This is a genomic window from Bifidobacterium simiiventris (assembly GCF_019331715.1).
GTDB lineage: Bacteria > Actinomycetota > Actinomycetes > Actinomycetales > Bifidobacteriaceae > Bifidobacterium > Bifidobacterium simiiventris.
Genome location: NZ_JAHBBG010000003.1, coordinates 135,756 through 160,159 on the forward strand (window position 1 = coordinate 135,756; position 24,404 = coordinate 160,159).

The 24,404-nt window shown below is 66.7% G+C and carries 11 protein-coding genes and 1 tRNA gene; 11 read left to right on the forward strand and 1 reads right to left on the reverse strand.

The window, feature by feature from the left end:
- The first annotated feature begins 118 nt into the window (after positions 1–118).
- Together KIH76_RS04750 and KIH76_RS04755 are read left to right on the forward strand one after the other, a co-directional pair.
- Positions 119–1,030, forward strand: a complete 912-nt coding sequence (locus KIH76_RS04750) for a biotin--[acetyl-CoA-carboxylase] ligase (protein WP_236036842.1) — start codon at positions 119–121, stop codon at positions 1,028–1,030.
- Positions 1,031–1,166: 136 nt separating this feature from the next.
- Positions 1,167–2,246, forward strand: a complete 1,080-nt coding sequence (locus KIH76_RS04755) for a biotin--[acetyl-CoA-carboxylase] ligase (RefSeq protein ID WP_219069587.1) — start codon at positions 1,167–1,169, stop codon at positions 2,244–2,246.
- Positions 2,247–2,370: 124 nt separating this feature from the next.
- Here KIH76_RS04755 and KIH76_RS04760 read toward each other — a convergent pair whose 3' ends face one another.
- On the reverse strand, positions 2,371–3,057 hold the full coding sequence (locus KIH76_RS04760) for a biotin transporter BioY (protein ID WP_219069589.1): 687 nt from the start codon (positions 3,055–3,057) through the stop codon (positions 2,371–2,373).
- Positions 3,058–3,273: 216 nt separating this feature from the next.
- Between KIH76_RS04760 and KIH76_RS04765 the strand changes: the two genes are divergently transcribed.
- The 9 genes from KIH76_RS04765 (at position 3,274) to KIH76_RS04805 (ending at position 24,307) form a co-directional block, all read left to right on the forward strand.
- Positions 3,274–5,226, forward strand: coding sequence for an ATP-binding protein (locus KIH76_RS04765; protein ID WP_219069591.1), 1,953 nt, complete (start codon positions 3,274–3,276; stop codon positions 5,224–5,226).
- Entirely contained in the window at positions 5,223–6,923 is a 1,701-nt protein-coding gene (locus KIH76_RS04770) for an acyl-CoA carboxylase subunit beta (RefSeq protein WP_219069593.1), read from the forward strand. The genes KIH76_RS04765 and KIH76_RS04770 overlap by 4 nt, the downstream gene beginning before the upstream one ends.
- A 50-nt stretch (positions 6,924–6,973) precedes the next feature.
- The gene (locus KIH76_RS04775; RefSeq protein ID WP_219069595.1) at positions 6,974–17,116 is read left to right on the forward strand and encodes a type I polyketide synthase; all 10,143 of its coding nucleotides are present in this window, start codon (positions 6,974–6,976) and stop codon (positions 17,114–17,116) included.
- A 248-nt stretch (positions 17,117–17,364) separates the two neighbouring features.
- Complete coding sequence (locus tag KIH76_RS04780) at positions 17,365–17,799, forward strand: holo-ACP synthase (RefSeq protein WP_214372582.1); 435 nt, start codon at positions 17,365–17,367, stop codon at positions 17,797–17,799.
- 173 nt (positions 17,800–17,972) lie between these two features.
- On the forward strand, positions 17,973–19,820 hold the full coding sequence (locus KIH76_RS04785; RefSeq protein ID WP_214372581.1) for an alpha-amylase family protein: 1,848 nt from the start codon (positions 17,973–17,975) through the stop codon (positions 19,818–19,820).
- Between the two features lie 71 nt (positions 19,821–19,891).
- Positions 19,892–19,962: transfer RNA gene (locus tag KIH76_RS04790), tRNA-Gly, on the forward strand.
- Positions 19,963–20,078: 116 nt separating this feature from the next.
- Positions 20,079–20,840 (forward strand): hypothetical protein, encoded by a 762-nt coding sequence (locus KIH76_RS04795; protein ID WP_236036829.1) that lies wholly within the window; start codon positions 20,079–20,081, stop codon positions 20,838–20,840.
- Positions 20,841–20,973: 133 nt separating this feature from the next.
- The gene (rpsO, locus tag KIH76_RS04800; RefSeq protein WP_214372580.1) at positions 20,974–21,243 is read left to right on the forward strand and encodes a 30S ribosomal protein S15; all 270 of its coding nucleotides are present in this window, start codon (positions 20,974–20,976) and stop codon (positions 21,241–21,243) included.
- A 352-nt stretch (positions 21,244–21,595) separates the two neighbouring features.
- Positions 21,596–24,307: a polyribonucleotide nucleotidyltransferase gene (locus KIH76_RS04805; RefSeq protein ID WP_219069597.1), complete on the forward strand. Its 2,712-nt coding sequence runs from the start codon at positions 21,596–21,598 to the stop codon at positions 24,305–24,307.
- The last annotated feature ends 97 nt before the right edge of the window (positions 24,308–24,404 follow it).

Consider the following 24,404-nt stretch of genomic DNA (forward strand, 5'->3'; position numbering starts at 1 on the left):
GATTCCCATGATTTCCATGACGAAAGCCGCAGCGCCGCGGCTCCCGCAGACCGAACAGGTGGCCGACGAGGTCGTTGCCGAAGCCCAGATGGAGTCGACGCATGCGTTGGCGCGCCGCATGGTCGAGCGGGGCAAGATCGCCCTCGAATCGCCGAACGGCATTCCGATCACCGTGATCGCCGCCGATCGGCTGTCCAGTGCGTTGGTGCGGTTCGGCAGACCGTGGGTGAATCAGCCCGGCCGCTCGTTCACGATGACGTTCGTGACGGTGATTCCCGAGTCGGTGGCCGATGACGAGGTGGTCAACGGCTGGCTGCAAATGATTGCAGGGCTTGCGGCGCTCGACGCGCTCGAAGGCGCGATCGACGACGCCGGCGCGCGGCCGTTCAATCCCGACTGTGGATTCCAGATCAAATGGCCGAACGACATCTATTGCCACGGGCTGAAGATTGGCGCCACCGCGACCGAGGTGCTGCCTCTTCCGGCATCCGCGCCGGCCGTGGGGAGTGCTTCGGCCGACGGCACGTCCGATAGAAGTGCGTCTGATGGGGGCGCGCCCGATGATGGTGCCGCATCGATCGGTGGAAGCGCTGCGCCCGGCAATGCCGCATCTGATGACGCCGCAGTCATCGCCGAACCGCGGATGGCCGTCGTCTTCAGCGTCGGCCTCAATCTGGATATGCCGGCCGCCAGCCTGCCCACCGCGCAGGCAACATCGTTGCAGATGCACGTCGGCCCACTGCCTCCCGTGACGCAACTGCGCGACATGATCGCCGCGCGGCTGGTCGAATCGCTGCGTTCGCGATTGACGACGTTCGTGGCCATGCCGCTCATCCAGGCGAGCCGCCTGCGTTCGGAGATGCGCCATGTGTGCTGGATGATGGGTCGCACGGTGCATGCGCAGCTCATCGACGGCACGGCGGTGCGCGGCGAGGTGCTCGCGCTCAACGACGACGCGTCGCTGAGCATCCGTACCGCCGACGGTGACGTCCGCGCCCTGTTGTCCAGCGAAGTCAGCCTCCTCGACTGAACGGCTGCCCTGCGCAAAACCCGCGCGAATCGGTTCGAAACGTCCGGTCGCGCAGTACGGCAGGACGCCTGATACGCCCGCGCTGCCGCGATGTCTGCGTGCGTTGTCGAGGTCGCGGCGGACGTATGCTGGGGACGTGACTGAGATTGGTGATGTGGTGAGATCGGCCGCGAACCGGGCGACCGTGCGGATGCCGCGTACTGTCGCGGCGGTTGCGCCCGGCGCGGTGCTGCTGTTCGACGAGATCGGATCGACGAATACGTTCGCACGCGAGGCGCTTGCCGACGGGCGTCTGACGGCTGGATGCGACAGGGCGGATGACGGCGCGACTGATGGCAGGCAAGCCGTCGGAGTGATCGCGGCGGTCGCGACGGATACGCAGACTGCCGGCCGCGGACGGCTCGATCATACGTGGGTCAGCAAGGCGGGGGAGTCGTTTACGGTATCGTTCGTGACGCGCGTGCCGCGAACGATCGCAACGAACGCGCAGATCAACGGCTGGCTGCAAATGATCGCAGGACTGAGCGCACGCGACGCGTTGCGTGAAGTCGTGCACGGCTGCGAGCCGATTGCCGTGACCGATGACGGACGCATGGTCGACGCCGATCGCGCGCCCGGATGTGGCGTGGGTTGCGATAACGCGTCTGAGACCGCCGGCCGTGCTGGCGAATGCGGCACGGAGGCCGCCGGATGGTCCGATGCCGGCGCGTCGCGGTCGGGCGGCCCGTTCGACTTCCAGCTCAAGTGGCCGAACGATATCTTCTGCGATGGCAGAAAACTGGGCGGCATCCTCGCGGAGATGGTGATATTGCCGGACGATCCGCAGTCCGTGGGCGTCGTGTTCGGCGTCGGACTGAACCTTGCGGTGCCGGCTGATCGGCTGCCGACGGAGCAGGCCACGTCGCTGCAGCTGCATTATCGGATCGACGATGATACGGACGGACTGCGCGACGCGATCGCCGCGCGGATCGTGGCATCGTTGCGGTCACGACTGCGCACGTTTGCGGATGATCCGGACGGCAGCGTGAGGGCGTTGCTCGAGGAGGCACGGGATTGCTGCTGGACGCTTGGCAAGCAGGTCGAGGCGCATTTCACTGACGGCTCGACCCTGTGTGGCGCTGCGCTTGCGCTCAATGCCGACGCCTCGCTCACGATTCGCGATGCGGACGGCAACGCCCACATCGTGCACACGGCCGATGTGGGCGTACTGGCGTGAATGATGTGCGGGGGGGGGGGGGATTCTCCGCTCACTTCGTTCGGTCGAAATGACAGTGACGTGGTGTTGCGTTTGGTCGGAATGACGGTGACTTCAGCCAAACGCAACACCGGAAAGCTGTGATTCAGCGCTTGAAACGGGCGACGCCGGCGATGACGAGGGATGCGACGGCGGCCTTGACGAGGTCGCCCGCCACGAAGCCCATCGACGCGAGCGCGACCGTGCCGAACGGCATGCCGGTGATCGCGGACTGTACCGTGAAGCCGAACAGATAATCCAGCACGATGCAGCCGATCACGGCGGCCGCGAAGTAGCGTGCCGCGGTCAGTGCGGTGCACAGGATGCGGCTGGAGGAGCCGGAGCCGGCGACTTCAACGCCGGACGCGTGCGCCGCACCGAGCAGATCGGCGCTCGACGCCGCATGCCGCACCGAACCCTTGAGCAGCGCGGTCACGATCGCGGCCGGCAGGAATCCGATCAGGAATCCGGCGCTCGGACCGACCAGCGCCGCGGTGGACGCGCCGCCCGCGAACACCGGCAGACCGGCCGCTCCCGCGACCAGATACAGCGCGATCGCCGCGCCGGCCTGCCGCCAGGTCATCGTGAGCGCCGCGACCATCACCACGAAGGTCTGCAGCGTGATCGGCACCGGTGTGCCCGGGATCGGGATGCGTCCGGCCATCGTCGCCAGTGCGAGCAGCACGGCGAACACGACCGGCTTGGCGACGGTGCCGACGATCGCGCGACGGCCGGCGGTCGATGCGGCGACGGATGCCGCGGCGGATGATGTGGTTTCGGTGAGATCGGTCATGTGCATTCCCCTTCGTGAGCGTGACCGCATTCGCGGTCGAGATCCCCAAAAAAAACAGGTGAAATGCTGACGAAAAACGTGTTCTCGTCAACATTGATTCGGTATCGTACGCCGTGATCTGATGGTTACGTTTGTGTAGGCATACAAAACAGCCGTCGTTTTTTTGTCAGGTCAACGGTGTCGTCAATACAGGTTCCAGGTCTATCTTTTGACGCTATGACTGGAACTGTCAAGAAATTACTGATCGCGAACCGAGGTGAGATCGCCCTGCGCGTCGTGCGCACCGCACGCGAAATGGGCATCGCCACGGTCGCCGTGTACGCGGAGCAGGACCGCGAGGCCCCGTACGTCGACATGGCCGACGAGGCGTACCTGCTGCCTGGCGACACGTACAAGGACACGTATCTCAACGAGGACCTGCTCATCGACGTGCTCCACCGCTCCGGCGCGAACGCGGTGCATCCTGGCTATGGATTCCTCTCCGAAGTCGCCTCGTTCGCCGCCAAGGTCATCCAGGCCGGCGCGATCTGGGTCGGCCCGGCCCCGGAGGCGCTCACCGACCTCGGCGACAAGATCACCGCCCGCCGCGTCGCCACGCGCGCCAAGGTCCCGCCCGTCCCCGGACTCAACGAATCGGTGTCCGACATCCGCGCGCTCTACGACTTCGCGCACACGCACGGCTACCCGATCATGATGAAGCGCACGGACGGCGGCGGCGGACGCGGCATCACCATCGTGCGCAGCGACGACGAACTGCGCGGCTTCTACATGAACCACGACGCGATGCAGGGCGGCGATCTCGACGAATACTTCGTCGAACGGTTCATCGACAAGGGACGCCACGTCGAAACGCAGTGCGGCCGCGACTGCCACGGCGACTTCGCCGTCTACTCGACGCGCGACTGCAGCGTGCAGCGCCGCAACCAGAAGCTCATCGAGGAGGCCCCGGCCCCGTTCCTGCCCCGGGGCGTGCACGAACAGCTCGAAACCTACTCGCGCCGCCTGTTCGAGGCGGTCGGCTACGTCGGGCTCGGCACCTGCGAGTTCATGCTCACCGACACCGGCAAGGTGTACTTCCTCGAGGTCAATCCGCGCTTGCAGGTCGAACATACTGTAAGCGAGCAGGTGTGCGGGCTGGATCTGGTGCGCGAGCAGATCACGATCGCGGACGGCGGTTCGCTCACCGAACCTCCCGCACCGCGCGGGCACAGCTTCGAACTGCGCATCACCTGCGAGGACCCGGCGAAGAACCTCACGCCGAGCTCGGGCACGCTCACCGAGCTGCACTGGCCGTCCGGCCCCGGCATCCGCATCGATTCGGGCGTGGTGGAAGGCGACACGATCTCGCCGAAATTCGATTCGATGATGGGCAAGCTGGTCGTCACCGCGCAGGATCGCGCGTCGGCCGTCGCTCGAGTTCGTCGCTCGTTGGGGGAGTTGCGAATCGAGGGCGTGCCGACGCCGGTCAGCCTGTTCGAGCAGGTGTTCCGCGACGACGAGTTCACGGCCGAACACGGGCACGCGTTCGACGTGAGCACGAAGTGGCTGGAACGCAAGTATCTCAACCGCGAGGCGAGTGCGGCGAAGGCCGGTCAGCCGGCCTCGCTGAGCGCGGCGACCGCAGGTTCGGCTGACGCGGCTGGTGCAGCTGGTGCGGCCGCGCAGAACGAAGCGAAGCCGACGCCGACCGAAACGTTCGTGATCGAGATGAACGACAAGCGCGTGAAACTGACCGTGCCGCTCGACATCGTCGAGAACATCACCGGTTCGGCGCGCGCCCGCGGCGCCCAGCGGCCGACGCAGCCGTTGCGCGGTGCCGGACTGCACCGGACGGAATCCGCGCAGCAGAAGACCGCCGACCGGCCGGGCGTGATCTCCGCGCCGATGCAGGCGGTCGTCACGCGCATCAACGTGGCCGAAGGCCAGCATGTCGCCAAGGGTGATCTGTTGGTCGTGCTCGAGTCGATGAAGATGGAGAACTACGTGTATGCGCCGGCGGCCGGCACTGTCACGAAGATCTTCGTCGGTCCGGCGACCGGCGTGGAGGCGGGGGAGACGCTCGTCACGCTGGACGTGGACGGTGCGGCGGGCAAGCCGAAGACGGACGGCAAGTCCGACGATGGTGCCGAAGTGAAGTCCGATACGCAACGGAAGGGGGACGCGCAATGACCGACATCATGCAGTCGCCGGCCGTGAAACAGTACATGAAACAGTCTGCTGCAACGGCTGCGAACGATGGCGCGGATGCGCACGTTGGCAGTGCGATCGCCGGTGCTGCGACGAACGGTACCGGCAGCTCGGCGAGTGTGCCCGTCGTAGACCATCAGCCGATCCGCGCAGCCGTCGCCCGTGCCGCTGAACTCGCGCGCGACGCCGAGGCGCACGCCCGCGAACGCCAGCACGTCAAAGGCAAGAACACGGCCCGCGAACGACTCGACCTGCTGCTCGACACCGGCAGTTTCGAGGAGATCGGCCGGTTCGCCGGCGGCGACATCAACGGCGGCAAGGCCGGCGCGGCCGTCATCACCGGGTTTGGCAATGTGTACGGCCGTAAAATCGCCGTCTACGCGCAGGACTTCTCGGTGCGTGGCGGCACGCTGGGCCGCGCGGAAGGCGAGAAGATCTGCCGGCTCATGGACAAGGCGCTCGAATTGAAGGTGCCGATCGTCGCGCTCATCGACTCCGGCGGCGCACGCATCCAGGAAGGCGTCGCGGCGCTGACCGAATACGGGCACATCTTCCGCCGCACCTGCAAGGCGAGCGGCTTCGTGCCGCAGATCTCCATCATCTTGGGGCCCTGCGCGGGCGGCGCGGTCTACTGTCCGGCCCTGACGGACCTGATCATCATGACCCGCGAACATTCGAACATGTTCGTGACCGGACCGGACGTGGTCAAGGCCGCGACCGGCGAGGTCATCAGCATGGACGATCTCGGCGGCGGCCTCGTGCACAACCGCGTCTCCGGTGTCGCGCACTATCTGGGCGAGGACGAGGCGGACGCGATCGATTACGCGCGCACCGTGCTCGCCTATCTGCCGTCGAGTTCCGACAGCCAGCCGCCGACGTACGCGTACGCGGTCACCCGGGCCGAACGCGAGACCGCGCGACGGCTCGCGACGATCGTTCCCGACAATGACCGGCAGCCGTACGACATGCTCGACGTGATCCGCTGCATTGTCGACTACGGCGAGTTCGTGCAGGTGCAGGAACTGTTCGCCGGCTCCGCGATCGTCGGATTCGCATGCATCGAGGGGCATCCGGTCGGCGTGGTCGCGAACCAGCCGAACGTGAACGCGGGCATCCTCGACGTCGACTCGTCGGAGAAGGTCGCGCGGTTCGTGCGGCTGTGCGACGCGTTCAACCTGCCGGTCATCACGCTCGTGGACACGCCGGGATACAAGCCGGGCGCCGAACAGGAGCACGCGGGCATCATCCGCCGCGGCGCGAAGGTGATCTACGCGTACGGCAACGCGCAGGTGCCGATGGTCACGGTCGTGCTGCGCAAGGCGTTCGGTGGCGCGTACATCGTGATGGGGTCCAAGGCGATCGGTGCGGACATGAACTTCGCGTGGCCGAGCTCGCAGATCGCGGTGCTCGGAGCCACCGGCGCGGTCAACATCATCCACCGCAAGGATCTGCAGAAGGCGAAGGAATCCGGGCGCGACGTGGACGCGCTGCGCGCGCAGCTCGTCGCCGACTATCAGCGCACGACCGTCAACGCGAACCTGTCGCTCGAAACCGGGCAGATCGACGCGATGATCGACCCCGAACAGACGCGGCAGGCGATCGCCGAATCGCTGCGGCTGCTCGCCGGCAAACGACGGGCGCGCGCCACAAGCAAGCACCACGGGAACCAGCCTCTCTGATTTCGCAGACTTTCTGAACACGACCAATCAACCTACGTAAAGGAACTTTCATGACCACATTCTTTCTGAACAAGCTGGCGGGCGAGCCGCATGCGCTCGCATTCGCCGGACAGTCGACGCCGTGGACCGCGGCACTCAACGAGCAGACCGTCGACCCGACGCTTGCCTCCGCGTTGCGAGACCACGCGTCCGTCGCCGACGCGATGCTCGCGCCGGTCGCCGCCGACCTGCTCGCGACCACCGGCCGGTCGCTCGACGTGTTTGCGGTCGCCGCAGCGAACGGTGCGAACACCGCCAAGCTCGGTGCCGCGGCCGACGCGTCCATCTCCGTGCCCGGCATCGCGCTCAGCCAGCTCGGCGCGTTGATCGACGCGGCCGCGCTCGGCTACGACGTCGCCGCGGCCAAGCCGCTCGCCGTGCTCGGCCATTCTCAAGGCATCCTCGCCGTGCACATGGTGCGCGCGATCCGCGAAGCCGGCTCGATCGACACGGCTGCGGCCGACATCGACGAGATCCTCGCCATCGCCAAGCTCATCGGCATCGCCGGCACGCGCCGCGCCCGCGAACTCGCGCTCGTGCCGCGTCTCGCCTCGGCCGGTGCGGCTTCCGACTCCGGCCCGGCCACGCCGATGCTGTCGGTCAAGGACGCGACGCGCGCACAGGTCGACGCGCTCATCGCCCGCGTCGAACAGAACCCGGCCGTGCGCGGCCCGATCGCCGTGGCCGTCACCAACTCTGCGAACCACGTCGTGCTGTCCGGCTATCCGCAGGACCTCGCCGCGTTCGCGCTCGCCGCCGAAAAGGAACACGCCAAGCAGGCCAAGCTACGTGCCGACAAGGTGCGTGGCGGCCACGTGTTCGACCCGACGCTCGAATACCTGGACGTGACGCTGCCGTTCCACAGCCCGCTCATGGCCGACGCGGTCGAGCAGACCGTCGCATGGGCGTCCGCGTGCGGTCTGAATGCCGATCATGCGCGCGAACTCGCCGCCGAAGTACTGCTCAACCATGTGGACTGGGCCGCGCGTGTTCGTGAAACACTTGAGGCCACCGATCCGGCGCGGTTGTGGATCGTCGACTTCGGTCCCGGCGCGACCGTGGGCAAGCTCATCACGACCGTCGCGCAGGGCACCGGCGTGGGCGTGGTCGAAGCCGGCACCGCCGCCGACCGCACCGCGCTCTCCACGCTGGAAGGTGAGCCGGCCCGCACGCAGGACTGGCGAACGTTCGCACCCGTGGTGCTGCACACGCCGGCCGGTGACAAGGTTCGCACCCGCTTCTCCGAACTCACCGGCAAGGCTCCGGTGCTGCTTGCCGGCATGACCCCGACCACCGTCGACCCCGAAATCGTCGCGGCCGCGGCCAACGCCGGATACTGGGCCGAACTCGCGGGCGGCGGCCAGGTGACCGCCGACGTGTTCGACCGTCACGTCGCCAAGCTCGAGGAACTGCTCGAGGAAGGCCGCACGGTCGAATTCAACGCGATGTTCATGGACCGCTACCTGTGGAACCTGCAATTCGGCGGCACGCGCATCGTGCCGAAGAAGCGCGCGTCCGGCGCGCCGATCGACGGCGTGGTCGTCTCCGCCGGCATCCCCGAACTCGACGAGGCGGTCGCGCTCATCCACGACCTCAACGCCGACGGCTTCCCGTACGTGTGCTTCAAGCCCGGCACCGTCGACCAGATCCGCCAGGTGATCCGCATCGCCAAGGCCGTCGCCCCGGTCAAGATCATTATGGAAGTCGAAGGCGGCCTTGCCGGCGGCCACCACAGCTGGGAGTCGCTCGACGACCTGCTGCTGACCACGTATGCACAGGTGCGCGAACAGAGCAACCTCGTGCTCGTCGCCGGCGGCGGCATCGGCACGCCGGAACGCGGCGCCGACTACATTTCCGGCGACTGGGCGCTCGCCTACGGCCGCCCGAAGATGCCGGTGGACGGCGTGCTCGTCGGCACCGCCGCGATGACCGCCAAGGAGGCGCACACCAGCCCGCAGGTCAAGCGCATGCTCGTCGCCACGCCCGGCATCACGGCGGATGACGCAGTCGACGCCGACCCGTTCGCCCCGCTCGGCGAACGCTGGGTCCCCAGCGGCAAGGACGTCGGCGGCATGACCTCGGGTCTGAGCCACCTGCACGCCGACATCTACGAGGTCGAGAACTCGTCCGCCGCGTGCGGCCGTCTGCTCGTGCGCGTCATGAAGCACCCCGAGGAGCTTGAGTCGCGCCGCAGCGAGATCATCGCCGCGCTTGACAAGACCGCCAAGCCGTACTTCGGCGACCTCGAAACCATGACCTACCTCGAGTGGGCGCAGCGGTTCGCCGAGCTCGCGTTCCCGTGGGTCGACCCGACGTACGCCGACCGCTTCCTGCACCTGCTGCAGCGCATCGAGGCGCGCGTGAGCGACGTCGACCACGGCGAGATCACGTCGCTGTTCGACTCCCGCGCCGACGTCGAATCCGACCCGGCCGCCGCGATCGCGAAGCTCGCCGCCGCGTATCCGCAGGCGTGCACGCTGACCGTCGTGCCGGCCGACGCCGCGTGGTTCCCGGTGCTCGTGCGCGAGTATCCGAAGCCGATGCCGTTCGTGCCGGTGATCGATCACGACCTGCTGCGTTGGTGGGGTCAGGATCAGCTCTGGCAGTCCGAAGACGACCGGTATTCCGCCGATTCGGTACGTGTGATCCCGGGGCCGATCTCGGTGGCCGGCATCACGAGCGTGGACGAGCCGATCGCCGACATCCTCGGCCGGTTCGAATCCGCGATGGTCGACCGCGTGGCCGGCGAGTCGGCGGCTGATAATGGTCGCGACGATGCCGATCGCGCGGTGACAGCGTTCGCACAGCTGGGAAGCGCGGACAGCGCCGAGGCATACGTTCGCAAGGCCCCGAACATCTCGTGGGTCGGCCATCTCATGACCAACCCCGCATACGGCACCGCGGTCGGCGACCGTGACTACGAGATCACCAAGGTTGGGGAGCGCGACGGCGCGACGCTGCTCGATCTCGACATCCACCTCGACACGTACTGGGATCACGATCCGGACGGCGGCCTGTCCAAGCACGCCGTGCGCGACATCGTGATTCCGCTCAACGTGCGCCCGGCCGAATCCGGTCTGCTGCCGGTCGTCGACCGCGAACGTTTGCCCCAACACGTCTACGCGATGCTCGCCGCCACCGCCGGCATCGGCAACACCGCCATCACCGGCGACCGGCTCGACGCGATGCCTTCCATCCAGGCGCCTGCTGAAGTGTCCTTGGCCCCCTCGGCTGAGGGGGCTGTCAGCGAAGCTGACTGGGGGAACGTCGCACCTGACGACGCATCTCGAGCGCCATTCGGCGAAGCGCGCGCGCACTACACCCTCTCCGCCAACCTCGGCTTCGACCATGAGGCCGCGACCGCGGGCCAGCTGCCGCAGGACCTCGTCGCCTCCCGCATCGCGCCCGACGCGCTCGTCGGCCCGGCATGGCCGGCGATCTACGCGGCGCTCGGCTCGGTCATGGTCGACGGCTTCCCGATCATCGAAGGCCTGCTCAACGCCGTCCATCTCGACCATCTCATCGAACTCGACGTCACCGAATCCGAACTGCTGGAGCACATCGGCGAAACGATCAGCCTCACGTCGTGGGCCGAACCGTACGCCGAATCGGCCTCGGGTCGCGTCGTGACCATCCACGTCATCCACACCGCCGCCGACGGCACAGCGCTCGCGCACGAGACCGAGCGGTTCGCGATCCGCGGCCGTGCGTACTCCGACGCGCTGCCGGCGCCGGCGCCCGACAACGGCGATTGGCTGGCGATTCGCGCGACTGCAAGTAATGCACACGCTGGCACGGCTGACAACGGTGGCATTGCCGATGCGGATCGCTTCGAGATCGCGCCGACGCCTCGCAGGGTGCTTCGCCGCGTCACCGTCACCGCGCCGAGCGACATGACGGCGTTCGCCCGCACCTCCGGCGACTTCAACCCGATCCACACCTCCGTGCGCGGCGCTCGCATCTCCGGACTCAAGGCCCCGCTCGTGCACGGCATGTGGCTGTCCGCCGTTGCCCAGCACGTCGCACAGGCGACCGATATCAAGGGCGCGCACTACGAGATCGCCGGCTGGACCTACAACATGTACGGCATGGTCCAGCTGGGTGACCGCGTCGAAATCACCGTCGAACGCGTCGGCAAAGTGCGTCACGGCGGCCTCGCGCTCGAGGTCACCTGCAAGATCGACGGCGCGCTTGTTTCACGTGGAACAGCCGTGACCCGCGCGCCGATCAGCGCGTTCGTCTACCCCGGCCAGGGCATCCAGAAGCAGGGCATGGTGCTCGACGAGCGTGCCAAGTCCGCCGCCGCCCGCGACGTGTGGGAGCGTGCCGACAAGCTCACCCGATCCAAGCTCGGATTCTCGATCCTCGGCCTCGTGCGCGACAACCCGAAGGAGCTCACCGCCAACGGCGTCACCTACCGTCACCCCGACGGGCTGCTCAATCTCACGCAGTTCACGCAAGTCGCGCTCGCGACCGTCGCGTTCGCCCAGACCGCGCGTCTGCGCGAGGCCGGCGCCGACATCTGGCCGTCGTACTTCGCCGGCCACTCACTCGGCGAATACAACGCGCTGAGCTCGTTCGCCGGCGTCATCCCGCTCGAAACCGTGCTCGAACTCGTGTTCCACCGCGGCTCGACCATGCACCACCTGATCGACCGCGACGCGCAGGGCCGCTCGAACTACCGCATGGGCGCGCTGCGACCGAACCAGTTCGGCGTGGGCGACGACGGTGTGCGCGAGTACGTCGAGTCGGTCGCCAAGGCGAGCGGCGAATTCCTCGAGATCGTCAACTACAACCTCGCCGGCCAGCAGTACGCGATCGCCGGCACCATCGCCGGACTCAAGGCGCTGCAGGCCGACGCCAGCCGCCGCGCGAAGGAATACGGCGGCAAACCGCCGTTCATGCTCGTGCCCGGCATCGACGTGCCGTTCCATTCCACGCTGCTGCGCAAGGGCGTGCCCGAATTCCGCGACAAGCTCGACGCGCTGCTGCCCGCCTACATCGACTACCGCGGACGCTTGGTCGGTCGGTACATTCCGAACCTCGTGGCCGTGCCGTTCGAGATGACCCGCGAATTCGCGGCGAAGATCCTCGAAGTCGTGCCGTCCGAGCGCATCAAGGCCGCGCTGGACGATCCGGCCGTGTGGGATTCCTATGCTGCGGACGGCCAGAAGCTCGGCCGACTGCTGCTCACCGAACTGCTCAGCTGGCAGTTCGCCTCTCCGGTGCGCTGGATCGAGACGCAGGCGCTCATGTTCGGCGACCGTGCGGCCGGCGGACTCGGCGTGGAGGAGTACGTCGAGGTCGGCCTCGGCAACGCGCCGACGCTCGCCAACCTCGGCACGAAGACGCTGCGCATGCCGCAGTTCGCCGACCGTGCCGTGGCCGTGTACAACGTCGGCCGCGACGAGGGACGCGTGTACATGACCGACACCGATTCGCTCGCGCCGGAAGTTGATGACGTTCAAGAGCAGGCGGTAGCCTCGGCTGAGGGAGCTGGCACGCGAAGCGTGACTGAGGGAGCGTCCACGGCGCAAGCCGCCAACAACAACGCGACCGAAGGCCGTCCCTCTTCCGCCGTCGCAGCTTCGTCGAGCGTTTCAGTTTCTACGCTCCCTCAGTCTGCTGCGCAGACAGCTCCCTCAGCCGAGGGAGCCAAGGAATCCTCCAGTGCCGTGAGCGAGCTTGGCTCCGCACCGAGCGGCCCTGTCAGCGACCTCCCCTTCAAGGCGTCCGACGCGATCGGCGTGCTCATGGCATACTCCGCCAAGGTGCGCCTCGACCAGATCGGCGCATCCGACACCACCGACACGCTCACCAATGGCGTCTCCTCCCGCCGCAACCAGCTGCTCATGGACATCAGCTCCGAACTCGGCGTGGCCAGCGTCGACGGCGCGGCCGAGGCGACGCTCACGCAGCTTGCGCAGATCGTCAACAAGGCCGCCCCGAACTACAAGCCGTTCGGAGCGGTGCTCTCCGACGTCATCCGCGACCGTCTGCGCTCGCTGTTCGGCGCGGCCGGCGTCAAGCCGTCGCACATCCGCGACCGCGTGACCGGCGTGTGGCAGCTCGGCGAAGGCTGGGTGGCCGCCACCACCGCGGCGCTGCTGCTCGACACCCGAGAGGGCGCCAGCTCGCGCGGCGGCGATCTCGCGAAGCTGCCGACCGGCGCCGTCGCGAACGCGCCCGACGCCGACAAGCTCATCGATGATGCGGTCGCATTGGTCAGTCAGACCAAGGGCGTGGCCGTCTCCAAGCCGTCCGCCGGCGGTGCCGCGGGCGGTGCCGTGGTCGATTCCGCCGCACTCGACGCGTTCGCCGCGAAGGTGACCGGTGAGAACGGCGTGCTCGCCACCGCCGCTCGCACAGTGCTCAACCAACTTGGTATCAGCGCGCCGGCCGTCGACTTCGATGCTGACGAGGCCGCACGCAATGCGGCCGTGGTCGCGACCGTCACCGCCGAACTCGTCTCCGACTGGCCGCAGCAGGTGAGCCCGCGCTTCGACGCGAACAAGGCGATCCTGTTCGACGACCGTTGGGCGTCCGCCCGCGAGGACCTCGCCCGCGCGTTCTACGACAACAACCCGGCGCTGCTCGCCGGCAGCTTCCGCGGTTTCGGCAAGCCCGTCGCCGACGAAGCCCGCTGGTTCGCAGAGCGTGTTGATGTGGCGGCTTCGACGCTCCCTCAGTCAGCCCTACGGGCTGCCAGCTCCCTCAGCCGAGGGAGCCAAGATGCTTCGGCTCCCTCGGCTGAGGGAGCTGGCAGCCGAAGGCTGACTGAGGGAGCGTACACTCGATCCGTCCAAGAAACCGCTTTCGCTTTAAAGACCGCGTTCGAGCACATCGCAGCCGAAGCCGTGCAATCCGTTTCCGACGACCCGGCCGCGTCCCGCTTCGCGGGCGACATCGCCGTGGTCACCGGCGTCGCTCCCAACTCGATCGCCGCGCAGGTCGTCGCGGGCCTGCTCGCCGGCGGCGCGACCGTCATCGCCACGTCGCACAGCTTCAAGCCGTCCGTCAAGGCGTGGGCGAAGCTCACGTACCGCACTCATGCAACTGGTGACGCGAAGCTCTGGCTCGTCCCCGCGAACCTGTCCAGCTACCGCGACGTCGACGCTCTCGTCGACTGGATCGGCAACGAACAGAAGAAGACGAGCGGTGCGACCACCACGGTCTTGAAGCCCGCGTACGAGCCGACCCTGTTCTTCCCGTTCGCCGCACCGCCGGTGCGCGGCACGATGGCCGACTCCGGCGAACTGTTCGAATCGCAGGCGCGCCTCATGCTGTGGGGCGTCGAACGCGCGATCGCCGGACTCGCGAAGATCGGCGCGGACACCGACGTGCAGCACAGGATGCACGTCGTGCTGCCCGGCTCGCCCAACCGCGGCGTGTTCGGCGGCGACGGCGCGTACGGCGAGGTCAAGTCCGCGTTCGACGCGATCGTGCGTCGTGCACATGCCGAACGCGTGTGGTCCGATCGCGTGACGTTCGCCCATCCGAAGATCGGCTGGGTGCGCGGCACCGGACTCATGGGCGGCAACGATCCGCTCGTCGCCGTCGTCGAAAAGCACGGCATCCGTACGTACTCGACCGCGGAAATCGCGGATAGACTGCTCGATCTGTGCACCGCGGAATCGCGCGCGGCCGCGGCAGTCGCGCCGCTCGACGTCGATCTGACCGGCGGACTCGGTGATCAGCCGCTCGACATCCGCGCGTTGCGCGCGGAAGCGGAGGCGGATGCGGTTCAGCGGCAGGCGGTAGCCTTGGCTCCCTCGGCTGAGGGCCGAACCGTGAAGCAAACGCCGGCGGCGTTTGTAGGCGAGGTGCGAGCGACAGCGAGCCGACTGGACGCGGCCGTAGGCCGACCGCAATTGCGGGACGCTGGCACGCGAAGCGTGACTGAGGGAGCGTCTGTGGCGGCAGCCGCCAACAACAACGCGACCGAAGGTCGATCCTCTTCCGCTGTCGCAGCTTCGTCGAGCGTTTCAGTTTCTACGCTCCCTCAGTCTGCTGCGCAGACAGCTCCCTCAGCCGAGGGAGCCGAGAATCCTGCCGGAATGACGCTCAAAGCATTGCCTACGCCGAACGTGCCCGCTCAGCCGGCCGTCGACCTGGCCGATTGGTCGACCGTCACCGCGCGTCCGGAAGACGAGGTCGTGATCGTCTCCATCGGCGAACTCGGCCCGTGGGGCTCCGGCCGCACCCGCGCCGAAGCCGAACTCGGCATCCACTCCGACGGCACCGTCGACCTGTCCGCCGGCGCGGTCCTCGAACTCGCGTGGAACATGGGACTGCTCACCTGGCAGGACAGCCCGAAGCCCGGCTGGTACGACACCGACGGCAACCTCGTGCCCGAGGAGGACATCCACGACCGCTATCACGACGAGGTCGTGGCGCGCTCCGGCATCCGCCCGTTCGAGGACGGCATGGGCGACGACTACCGTTCGTCCGACGGCGGCCGCCACGGTAACGACGAGGAGGAGGCCGAGGTCTACCTCGACCACGACGTCACCTTCTCGGTGCCGACCGAGGATGCCGCCCGCGAATACGTCGCGCTCGACCCGGACCACACCACCATCGCCCGTGACAGCGAATCCGGCGAGTGGAACGTGACCCGTACGGCCGGCTCGATGATCCGCGTGCCGCGCCGCGCCACCATGACCCGCACGGTCGGCGGCCAGTTCCCGACCGGATTCGACCCGGTCAAGTGGGGCATCCCCGCCTCGATGGTCGGCGACGTCGACAAGATCGCGCTATGGAACATCGTCACCACCGTGGACGCGTACCTGTCCGCCGGATTCACGCCGGTCGAGATCCTGCAGGCCATCCACCCGTCGATGGTGGCGAGCACGCAGGGCACCAGCTTTGGTGGCATGATGTCGATGCGCAAGCTGTACCTCGACCGCTTCCTCAACCACGAGATCCCGACCGACATCCTGCAGGAGGCGCTGCCGAACGTCGTCGCCGCGCACGTCATGCAGTCGTACATCGGCGGCTACGGCAGCATGGTCCAGCCCGTCTCCGCCTGCGCCACCGCCGCGGTCTCGCTTGAGGAGGGCTTCGACAAGATCAAGCTCGGCAAGGCCGACTTCGTGGTCACCGGTGCGATCGACGACATCGGCGTGGAATCCGTGATCGGCTTCGGCAACATGAACGCCACCGCGAACTCCGCCGAAATGTACGGCAAGGGCATCGACGCGCGGTTCTTCTCCCGCGCGAACGACCGTCGCCGCGGCGGCTTCGTCGAGTCCCAGGGCGGCGGCACGATCCTGCTCACGCGCGGCGACATCGCGGCGCGGCTCGGACTGCCGGTCGCGGGCGTCGTCGGCTACGTGCACTCGTTCGCGGACGGCGCGCACACGTCGATCCCGGCCCCCGGACTCGGCGCGCTCGCGGCCGGTCGCGGCGGTCGCGACTCGCAGCTCGTGCGCGACCTGGCGGCGCTCGGCGTCACGCCGGACGACATCGCCGTGGTCTCCAAGCACGACACGTCCACCAACGCGAACGATCCGAACGAATCCGAACTGCACAACACACTGGCGCACGCGATCGGCCGCACCGACGGCAACCCGCTGTTCGTCATCTCGCAGAAGTCGCTCACCGGCCATGCGAAGGGCGGCGCGTGCGTGTTCCAGATCAACGGGCTCACGCAGCTGTTCCGCACCGGCGTGATTCCGGCGAACGCGGCGCTCGACTGCGTGGATCCGAAGCTGGCGCGCGACGACCACATGGTATGGCTGCGCACGCCGCTGCGGATCGGTGCCGGTGCTGGTTCGGCCGCGACTGGTTCGGCTGCCGTTGGACGTACGATCAAGGCCGGTCTGGCGACATCGCTCGGCTTCGGGCATGTGTCCGGATTCGTGGCGATCGTGAACCCGGGCGCGTTCGAGGCTGCCGTCGCGCATGTGGACGGCGAGGACGCGCTGGATGCGTGGCGTGATCGCGCGAACGCGCGACTGGCCGCCGGTCAGCGTCGCCTCGAGGAAGGCATGATGGGCCACGCCGCGCTCTATGAGCCGATCGAGGAGCGTCGCTTCCGCAAGGACGGCACGCGTCTGCCCGACGGCACGCGCTACGACGCCCACGAGGTCGAAAAGGCCATGCTGCTGGATAATGACGCCCGCCTCGGCAAGTCCGGCTTCTTCGAAGCCTGACTCACCGCGTGACGGGTCTCTGGGAAGTGCCTATCGGCTGGTCGGTAGTTGAGATGCTCCGCTGAGGAGCACCTTGGTGGTCCTCACCATCCGGTGACTAGACGATATGCACCTCCTAGCTCGCTGAGCGGCGCATATCTTCTTCATAGACGGTATGCGCCGCTCAGGTGCATCTCAACGGTGCATACCATCTATTTGATAGTAGGAGTGCACCGTGCCATGCGGTGCGAGACGCGGGAGGTTGCCGAATGCTGGGATTGGGGCACGACGTGGTGGATGTAGCCGCTTTCGCGGCGCAGCTGGCCGAACCGGGCTCGCGGATGCGCGGCCTGTTCTCCGCCCGCGAGCTGCGCCAGGCCGCGGCCCGTGCCCAAGCCAAGCACGACGGGGAGGCGGTGCATCTGGCCGCCAAATGGGCCGGCAAGGAGTCGGTTCTCAAGGCGTGGTGCGAGGCGCTGGGGGAGCGCCCCTACCCGTTCACGCTGGACGACCTCCCGTGGCGCGAGATCGAGATCCTTGACGACTCGCGCGGCGTCCCGCACGTGGTGCTCTCCGGCACGGTCACATCGGCGTTCCTCACATCGCTGCCCGCCGATGATACGCATCATCAGTCCGCCGCCCACTGGCATATCTCCCTGTCCCACGATGGCCCCGTCGCATCCGCCGTCACGATCCTTGACTGATTCCGCGACCGTCTTGCGGAATGCCTGAATCAAGATGAACAGGATTCGAGCAAGACGCGTGTCGAATCGGTTCGATGTCGAACCGGTTTGACATAATCGACTGCGAGCACAGCACAGGACTGGCGCACCTGATCGCGAAGCCGGTCCACCGTTAGGAACGAGGGAGTTTCACCATGACCGCAACCGCGAAGCACGCCACCCCGGATGCCATCTTCCAGGTCCGTTTCGATCGTCACCGCGACGAACTCGAGCGCCTCTTCATGAGCCTGTACCACGACGCCGACGCCTTCAACGAACTCGTCACCGCCATGACCGACGCGGCCGCCGCCCGCCCGAAGGACCTGCGCGAGCTGGACGTCAGGCGCGAGGAAGACCCCGAATGGTACAAGCGCGGCGACATGTTCGGCATGACCATGTACACCGACCTGTTCGCCGGCGACCTCAAGAAGCTCGCGAACAAGATCGACTATCTCAAGGAACAGAAGCTCACCTACCTGCATCTCATGCCGCTGCTGCAGATGCCACACCCGAACAACGACGGCGGTTACGCGGTCGAGGACTTCGACAACGTCGACCCGGCCCTCGGCACCAACGAGGATCTCGCGAACCTCACCAAGAAGCTGCGCAAGGCCGGCATCAGCCTGTGCCTCGACTTCGTGATGAACCACACCGCGTCCACGCACCGCTGGGCCAAGGCCGCGCAGGCCGGCGACCCGGAGTATCAGGACTACTACTTCTGCTACGACGACCGCACCATCCCCGACCAGTACGACGCCGTCGTGCCACAGGTCTTTCCTGGCTCCGCGCCCGGCAACTTCACGTGGAACGAGCAGATGCACAAGTGGGTCATGACCCAGTTCTATCCGTTCCAGTGGGACCTCAACTACCGCAACCCGAAGGTGCTCGTCGCGATGATGAGCAGCGTGATGCACCTCGCCAACCTCGGCGTCGAAGTGTTCCGCATCGACGCGGTGCCCTACATCTGGAAGGAGTTCGGCACCAACTGCCGGAACCTCCCCACCGTGCACACCATCGTGCGCATCCTGCGCATCATCCTCGAATGCGTGTGCCCGGCCGTGGTGCTCAAGGGCGAGGTCGTCATGGCCCCGAAGGAGCTCGCCGCGTACTTCGGCACGCCCGAGGCCCCCGAGTGCCACATGCTGTACAACGTGTCGATCATGGTGAACCTGTGGAGCGCGCTCGCCAGCCAGGACACGCGTCTGCTCAAGGCGCAGATCGACAAGCTCAACGCCCTGCCGGAGAACTGCTGGTTCGTCAACTACCTGCGCTGCCACGACGACATCGGCTGGGGCCTCGACGAGGACGTGGAGAAGGAGCTCGGCATCGACCCGCTTAAGCACAAGGAGTTCCTGTACCACTTCTACGAGGGCGCGGTGCCGGGCAGCTGGTCGATGGGCGAACTGTACAACTACGACGAGGCGACCCGCGACGCCCGCAGCTGCGGCACCACCGCGAGCCTCACCGGCATCGAGAAGGCGATCATCACGCACGACAAGCCGTCGCTGGAGCGCGGCGTGGAGCGCGACCTGCTCATGCACCGCGCGATGGCGTTCCTGCGTGGCTTCCCGATGCTCAACTGCGGCGACGAGATCGCACAGCTCAACGGTTGGGATTACAAGGACGATCCGGATCGCATCGAAGACAGCCGCAACCTGCACCGCAGCAAGTTCGATTGGGACAAGGCCGCGCTGCGCAACACGCCCGGCACGCTCCAGAACGAGCTGTGGGAGGGCATGGAGAGCCTGCGCGAGATGCGCGACGATCCGTGCTTCGCGCCGGATGCGTGGGTGTCGACTTGGGATACGTTCAACGACGCGGTGCTCGCAGTCGTGCGCAAGGTGGACGGTGACGAGAAGACCGGTGAGGGTGAGCGCGTGATCGTCGGCCTGTTCAACTTCTCCGGATATCCGCAGCATGTGCACCTCAACGGTTCGCAGGGCATCATGAATGCGATGGACGCCGATCTCGAGCCGTACGAGGCGAAGATCGTCGTGCGATAGACGATTTCGTCGGGTCGAGTTGCCGCTTTCGCCGATGTGTGTATAATGGCACAAGTCGCCGAAAGCGGCACGCGGATGTAGCTCAATGGTAGAGCCTCAGTCTTCCAAACTGATTACGCGGGTTCGATTCCCGTCATCCGCTCCGGTCGAGAAGGTCGGGAATCCAAGTGTGGCAAGGATTCCCGACCTTTTTGTTGCGCGTGCCGCGTACAGTGGTCACGCAGGACGCAGCAGGACATTCAAGGCAAAGGCGGTCGCATGGCAGGGTTGACGAGATCGACGAACGTGACGGATGCCGAACAGAGTGAGATCGCCGCGGCCAAGTCAGCTGCGCCGGCCTCCGCAACCGAGCCGAACGAGTCGAACGAGGCGACCGAAATCGTCGACGGCAAGGTCGAGGAGGTCAGCGTCTCGCGCCATCCCACGCCGTCCATTCCCGAGTCCGACCTGTCGCTGGCCGACATCGAACGCCGCCGCTCGCATCCCGCGCAGTGGGCCGTGTACGTCGTGGCCGTCATGGCCGCGATCATCGCGCCGTACGGGCTGGGCCGCATGCTCGCTGCCCGGCACACCGACTGGCTGGTTGCGCACATGAGCGCGTTCGACCCGCGCGGACTCGCGTTCCTCTCGTGGACGGTCACGCTGGTCGCGCTGACCGGTCTTGGCATGGCGATCGTCGAGTCGCGCACGTGGCTGTGGCGCATCGTGTTCGTGATCGGACTGGCCGCCGAACAGTTCGTGGCCGGACTGAGTTTGCTCAAGATCAACTTCTGGTATTCGACGTACGTGGTGTACGGCGAGGCGGCGCCGTTGGCGAACGCGACGAACCTCGGCATCATCGCGGCCGGGTTCGGCATGGCTGCCTACGCAGTGGTGTGGGTCGGCCTGCTGATCGCGATCCGCAAGGAGTCGCCGCTTAACGTGCTCACGCGCAGCTGGGCGTCGTTCATCCTGTTCTTCGTGATCGAGGCGGCATCGCTGCTCGTCGTGATGTTCGGCGGACTGCTCACCGCGGTGTGACGGCTTGGGCCGCGGGGTCTTTCGCCAAGTCCGCACCGCCACGTACACTATCCCCTTGGCGTGTTTCGCCCGCGGATTGAGAGCGCACCGGCAGAAGGCCGGGTGCACCGCGCAGCAACATAAGGAGGATTCCGTGGCACTTACGACGGAAGAAAAGCAGGAAATCATCGCCAAGTTCGCTACCCACGAAGGTGACACGGGTTCGCCGGAAGTTCAGGTCGCGCTGCTGAGCAAGCGCATCGCCGACCTGACCGAGCACCTCAAGGAGCACAAGCACGATCACCACTCCCGTCGTGGTCTGCTGCTCATGGTCGGTGACCGTCGTCGTCTGCTTGACTACCTCAAGCGCGTCGACATCAACCGTTACCGCGCCCTGATCGAGAAGCTGGGTCTGCGCCGATAACAACTTTTGCGCCCGGGCACTTGTGCTCGGGCGCTTTTGCGTGGTATTGCAAGGCACGATACGGCCGAGTGGCCGGGTGCGGTTGTCCGAGGGTGAAACGCAACATATAACTAAGTCTGGAATCTGACAGAGGAACGGCGCGGGGGAGTCCCGCGCACCGAACACGAATGAGGACGGACGGCAGACGTCGGGAGGAAGAGACGCGCGACGGACCGTCCACGATCGGCAGACAGCGTACGCAAGTACGCACGCATGGCAGAGGAATGGCTTGGCCGAACGGATGGCATGACAGCCATGGCAGCAGGTTCGGCACAGCAGTAGGAAAATAACAGAAGACAAAAGGAGGAACCCTATGGAGGGTCCCGAAATCAAGGCCGTTGAGGCCGTTATCGACAATGGATCGTTCGGCAAGCGCACGCTGCGCTTCGAGACCGGTCGTCTCGCGCAGCAGGCGGACGGCGCGGTGGCCGCCTACCTCGACGACGATTCGATGATCCTGTCCACCACCACCGCCGGTTCCAGCCCGAAGGAGAACTACGACTTCTTCCCGCTGACCGTCGATGTGGAAGAGAAGATGTACGCCGCGGGCAAGATCCCGGGCTCGTTCTTCCGCCGCGAAGGCCGTCCGTCGAGCGAGGCGATTCTCGCCTGCCGCATCATCGACCGTCCGCTGCGTCCGCTGTTCCCGCACACGCTGCGCAACGAGGTGCAGGTCGTCGAGACCGTGCTCGCCATCAACCCGGACGATGCGTACGATGTCATCGCGCTGAACGCGGCCTCCGCGTCCACCATGATCTCCGGTCTGCCGTTCTCCGGCCCGGTGTCCGGTGTCCGTCTGGCTCTCATTGACGGCCAGTGGGTCGCGTTCCCTCGCTGGAGCGAGCGCGAGCGCGCCGTGTTCGAGATCGTGGTCGCTGGCCGCGTGATCGAGAACGGTGACGTCGCGATCGCCATGATCGAGGCCGGCGCCGGCAAGAACGCTTGGCACCTCATCTACGACGAGGGCCAGACCAAGCCGGACGAGACCGTCGTGGCCGGTGGTCTCGAGGCCGCCAAGCCGTTCATCAAGGTCATCTGCGAGGCACAGAACGAGCTCAAGGCCAAGGCCGCGAAGGAGACCCGCGAGTTCCCGCTGTTCCCGGAGTACACCGACGAACTGTACAAGCGCATCGACGAGATCGCGCACGAGGACCTCAACGAGGCGCTGTCCATCGCGGAGAAGCTGCCGCGCCAGGACCGCATCCACGAGATCAAGGAGCACGTGCGCGAGATCCTCGCCAACGAGTTCACCGACATGGACGACGCCGAGAAGGAGAAGGAACTCGGCAACGCGTTCAAGGAGCTGCAGCGCCAGATCGTGCGTCGCCGCATCCTCACTGAGGACTACCGCATCGACGGCCGCGGCCTCAAGGACATCCGTACCCTGTCGGCCGAGGTCGACATCGTGCCGCGTGTCCACGGCTCCGCCCTGTTCCAGCGCGGCGAGACCCAGATCCTGGGCGTCACCACGCTGAACATGCTCAAGATGGAGCAGCAGATCGACGCGCTCTCCGGCCCGCAGACCAAGCGCTACATGCACAACTACGAGATGCCGCCGTACTCCACCGGCGAGACCGGCCGCGTCGGTTCCCCGAAGCGCCGCGAGATCGGCCACGGCGCCCTCGCTGAGAAGGCCCTCGTGCCGGTGCTGCCGAGCCGCGAGGAGTTCCCGTACGCGATCCGTCAGGTCTCTGAGGCCATCGGTTCCAACGGCTCCACCTCGATGGGCTCCGTGTGCGCCTCCACCCTGTCGCTGCTCGCCGCGGGCGTCCCGCTGAAGGCCCCGGTCGCGGGCATCGCGATGGGCCTCGTCTCCGGCGACGTGGACGGCCAGCACATCTACAAGACCCTGACCGACATCCTGGGTGCCGAGGACGCGTTCGGCGACATGGACTTCAAGGTCGCCGGCACCTCCGAGTTCATCACCGCGCTGCAGCTCGACACCAAGCTCGACGGCATCCCGGCCGACATCCTCGCCGGCGCCCTCCAGCAGGCGCACGAGGCCCGCGCCACAATCCTCGACCTCATCAACGAGTGCATCGACGGCCCGGCTGAGATGAGCGAGTTCGCCCCGCGCATCATCACCACCACCGTCCCGGTCGACAAGATCGGCGAGATCATCGGTCCGAAGGGCAAGAACATCAACCAGATCCAGGAGGACACCGGCGCGGAGATCGCCATCGAGGATGACGGTACCGTGTTCATCTCCTCTGAGGGCGGCGAGGCGGCCGAGAAGGCCAAGGCCATCATCGACCAGATCGCCAACCCGCACGTGCCGCAGGCCGGCGAGACGTACAACGGCAAGGTCGTCAAGACCACGTCGTTCGGCGCGTTCGTCAACCTGACCCCGGGCACCGACGGCCTGCTGCACATCTCGCAGATCCGCAACCTCGCCAACGGCGAGCGCATCGACGCGGTCGAGGACGTGCTCAAGGAAGGCGACACCGTCGAGGTCGTCGTGCAGGGCGTGGATGACCGTGGCAAGATCAGCCTTGCGATCCCGGGCTTCGAGGATCAGGAATCCGGCGCCGGCCGTGGTGGCCGCGGCGACCGCGGCGGTGATCGTGACGACCGTCGTCGTGCGCCGCGCCGCGACCGTGACGACCGTCGTTCCGATCGCGACTACGACGACCGTCCGCGCCGCTCACGCCGCGACGATCACGATGACGATTACGATGATCGTCCGCGTCGTCGTCGTTCCGATCGCGACGATTACGATCGTGATGATCGTCGTGACGACCGCCGTGCGGCTCGCGATGACCGCGACGATCGCGATTACGATGATCGTCCGCGTCGCTCTCGTCGTTCCGATCGCGACTACGACGATCGTGATGATCGTCGTGACGACCGTCGTTCGTCCCGTGATGACCGCGATGATCGTCCGCGCCGTTCCTCGCGTCGCGACGACCGCAACCCGCGCTACGCCACCGACGAGAACTACGACGAGTACCGCGCCGACCGCGTGGAGCGCACCGAGCGCCCGCGCCGCCGCGTGCGTCGCGACTTTGATCCTTTTGAAGACTGATCGTCTTCAAAAGGATCCTTCGCGGCACGCCGCTCACTTCTCGCCTACGGGAAGCCCACTGGGCTTCCCGCTTAACGGCTCAGCGTTCGAGGACTGA

Coding starts and splice junctions, on each gene's coding strand:
- KIH76_RS04765 (WP_219069591.1), top strand. CDS start 3,274: ATGACTGGAACTGTCAAGAAATTACTGATCGCGAACCGAGGTGAGATC.
- KIH76_RS04780 (WP_214372582.1), top strand. CDS start 17,365: ATGCTGGGATTGGGGCACGACGTGGTGGATGTAGCCGCTTTCGCGGCG.
- KIH76_RS04795 (WP_236036829.1), top strand. CDS start 20,079: ATGGCAGGGTTGACGAGATCGACGAACGTGACGGATGCCGAACAGAGT.
- KIH76_RS04805 (WP_219069597.1), top strand. CDS start 21,596: ATGGAGGGTCCCGAAATCAAGGCCGTTGAGGCCGTTATCGACAATGGA.
- KIH76_RS04775 (WP_219069595.1), top strand. CDS start 6,974: ATGACCACATTCTTTCTGAACAAGCTGGCGGGCGAGCCGCATGCGCTC.
- KIH76_RS04760 (WP_219069589.1), bottom strand. CDS start 3,057: ATGACCGATCTCACCGAAACCACATCATCCGCCGCGGCATCCGTCGCC.
- KIH76_RS04785 (WP_214372581.1), top strand. CDS start 17,973: ATGACCGCAACCGCGAAGCACGCCACCCCGGATGCCATCTTCCAGGTC.
- KIH76_RS04750 (WP_236036842.1), top strand. CDS start 119: ATGGTCGAGCGGGGCAAGATCGCCCTCGAATCGCCGAACGGCATTCCG.
- KIH76_RS04770 (WP_219069593.1), top strand. CDS start 5,223: ATGACCGACATCATGCAGTCGCCGGCCGTGAAACAGTACATGAAACAG.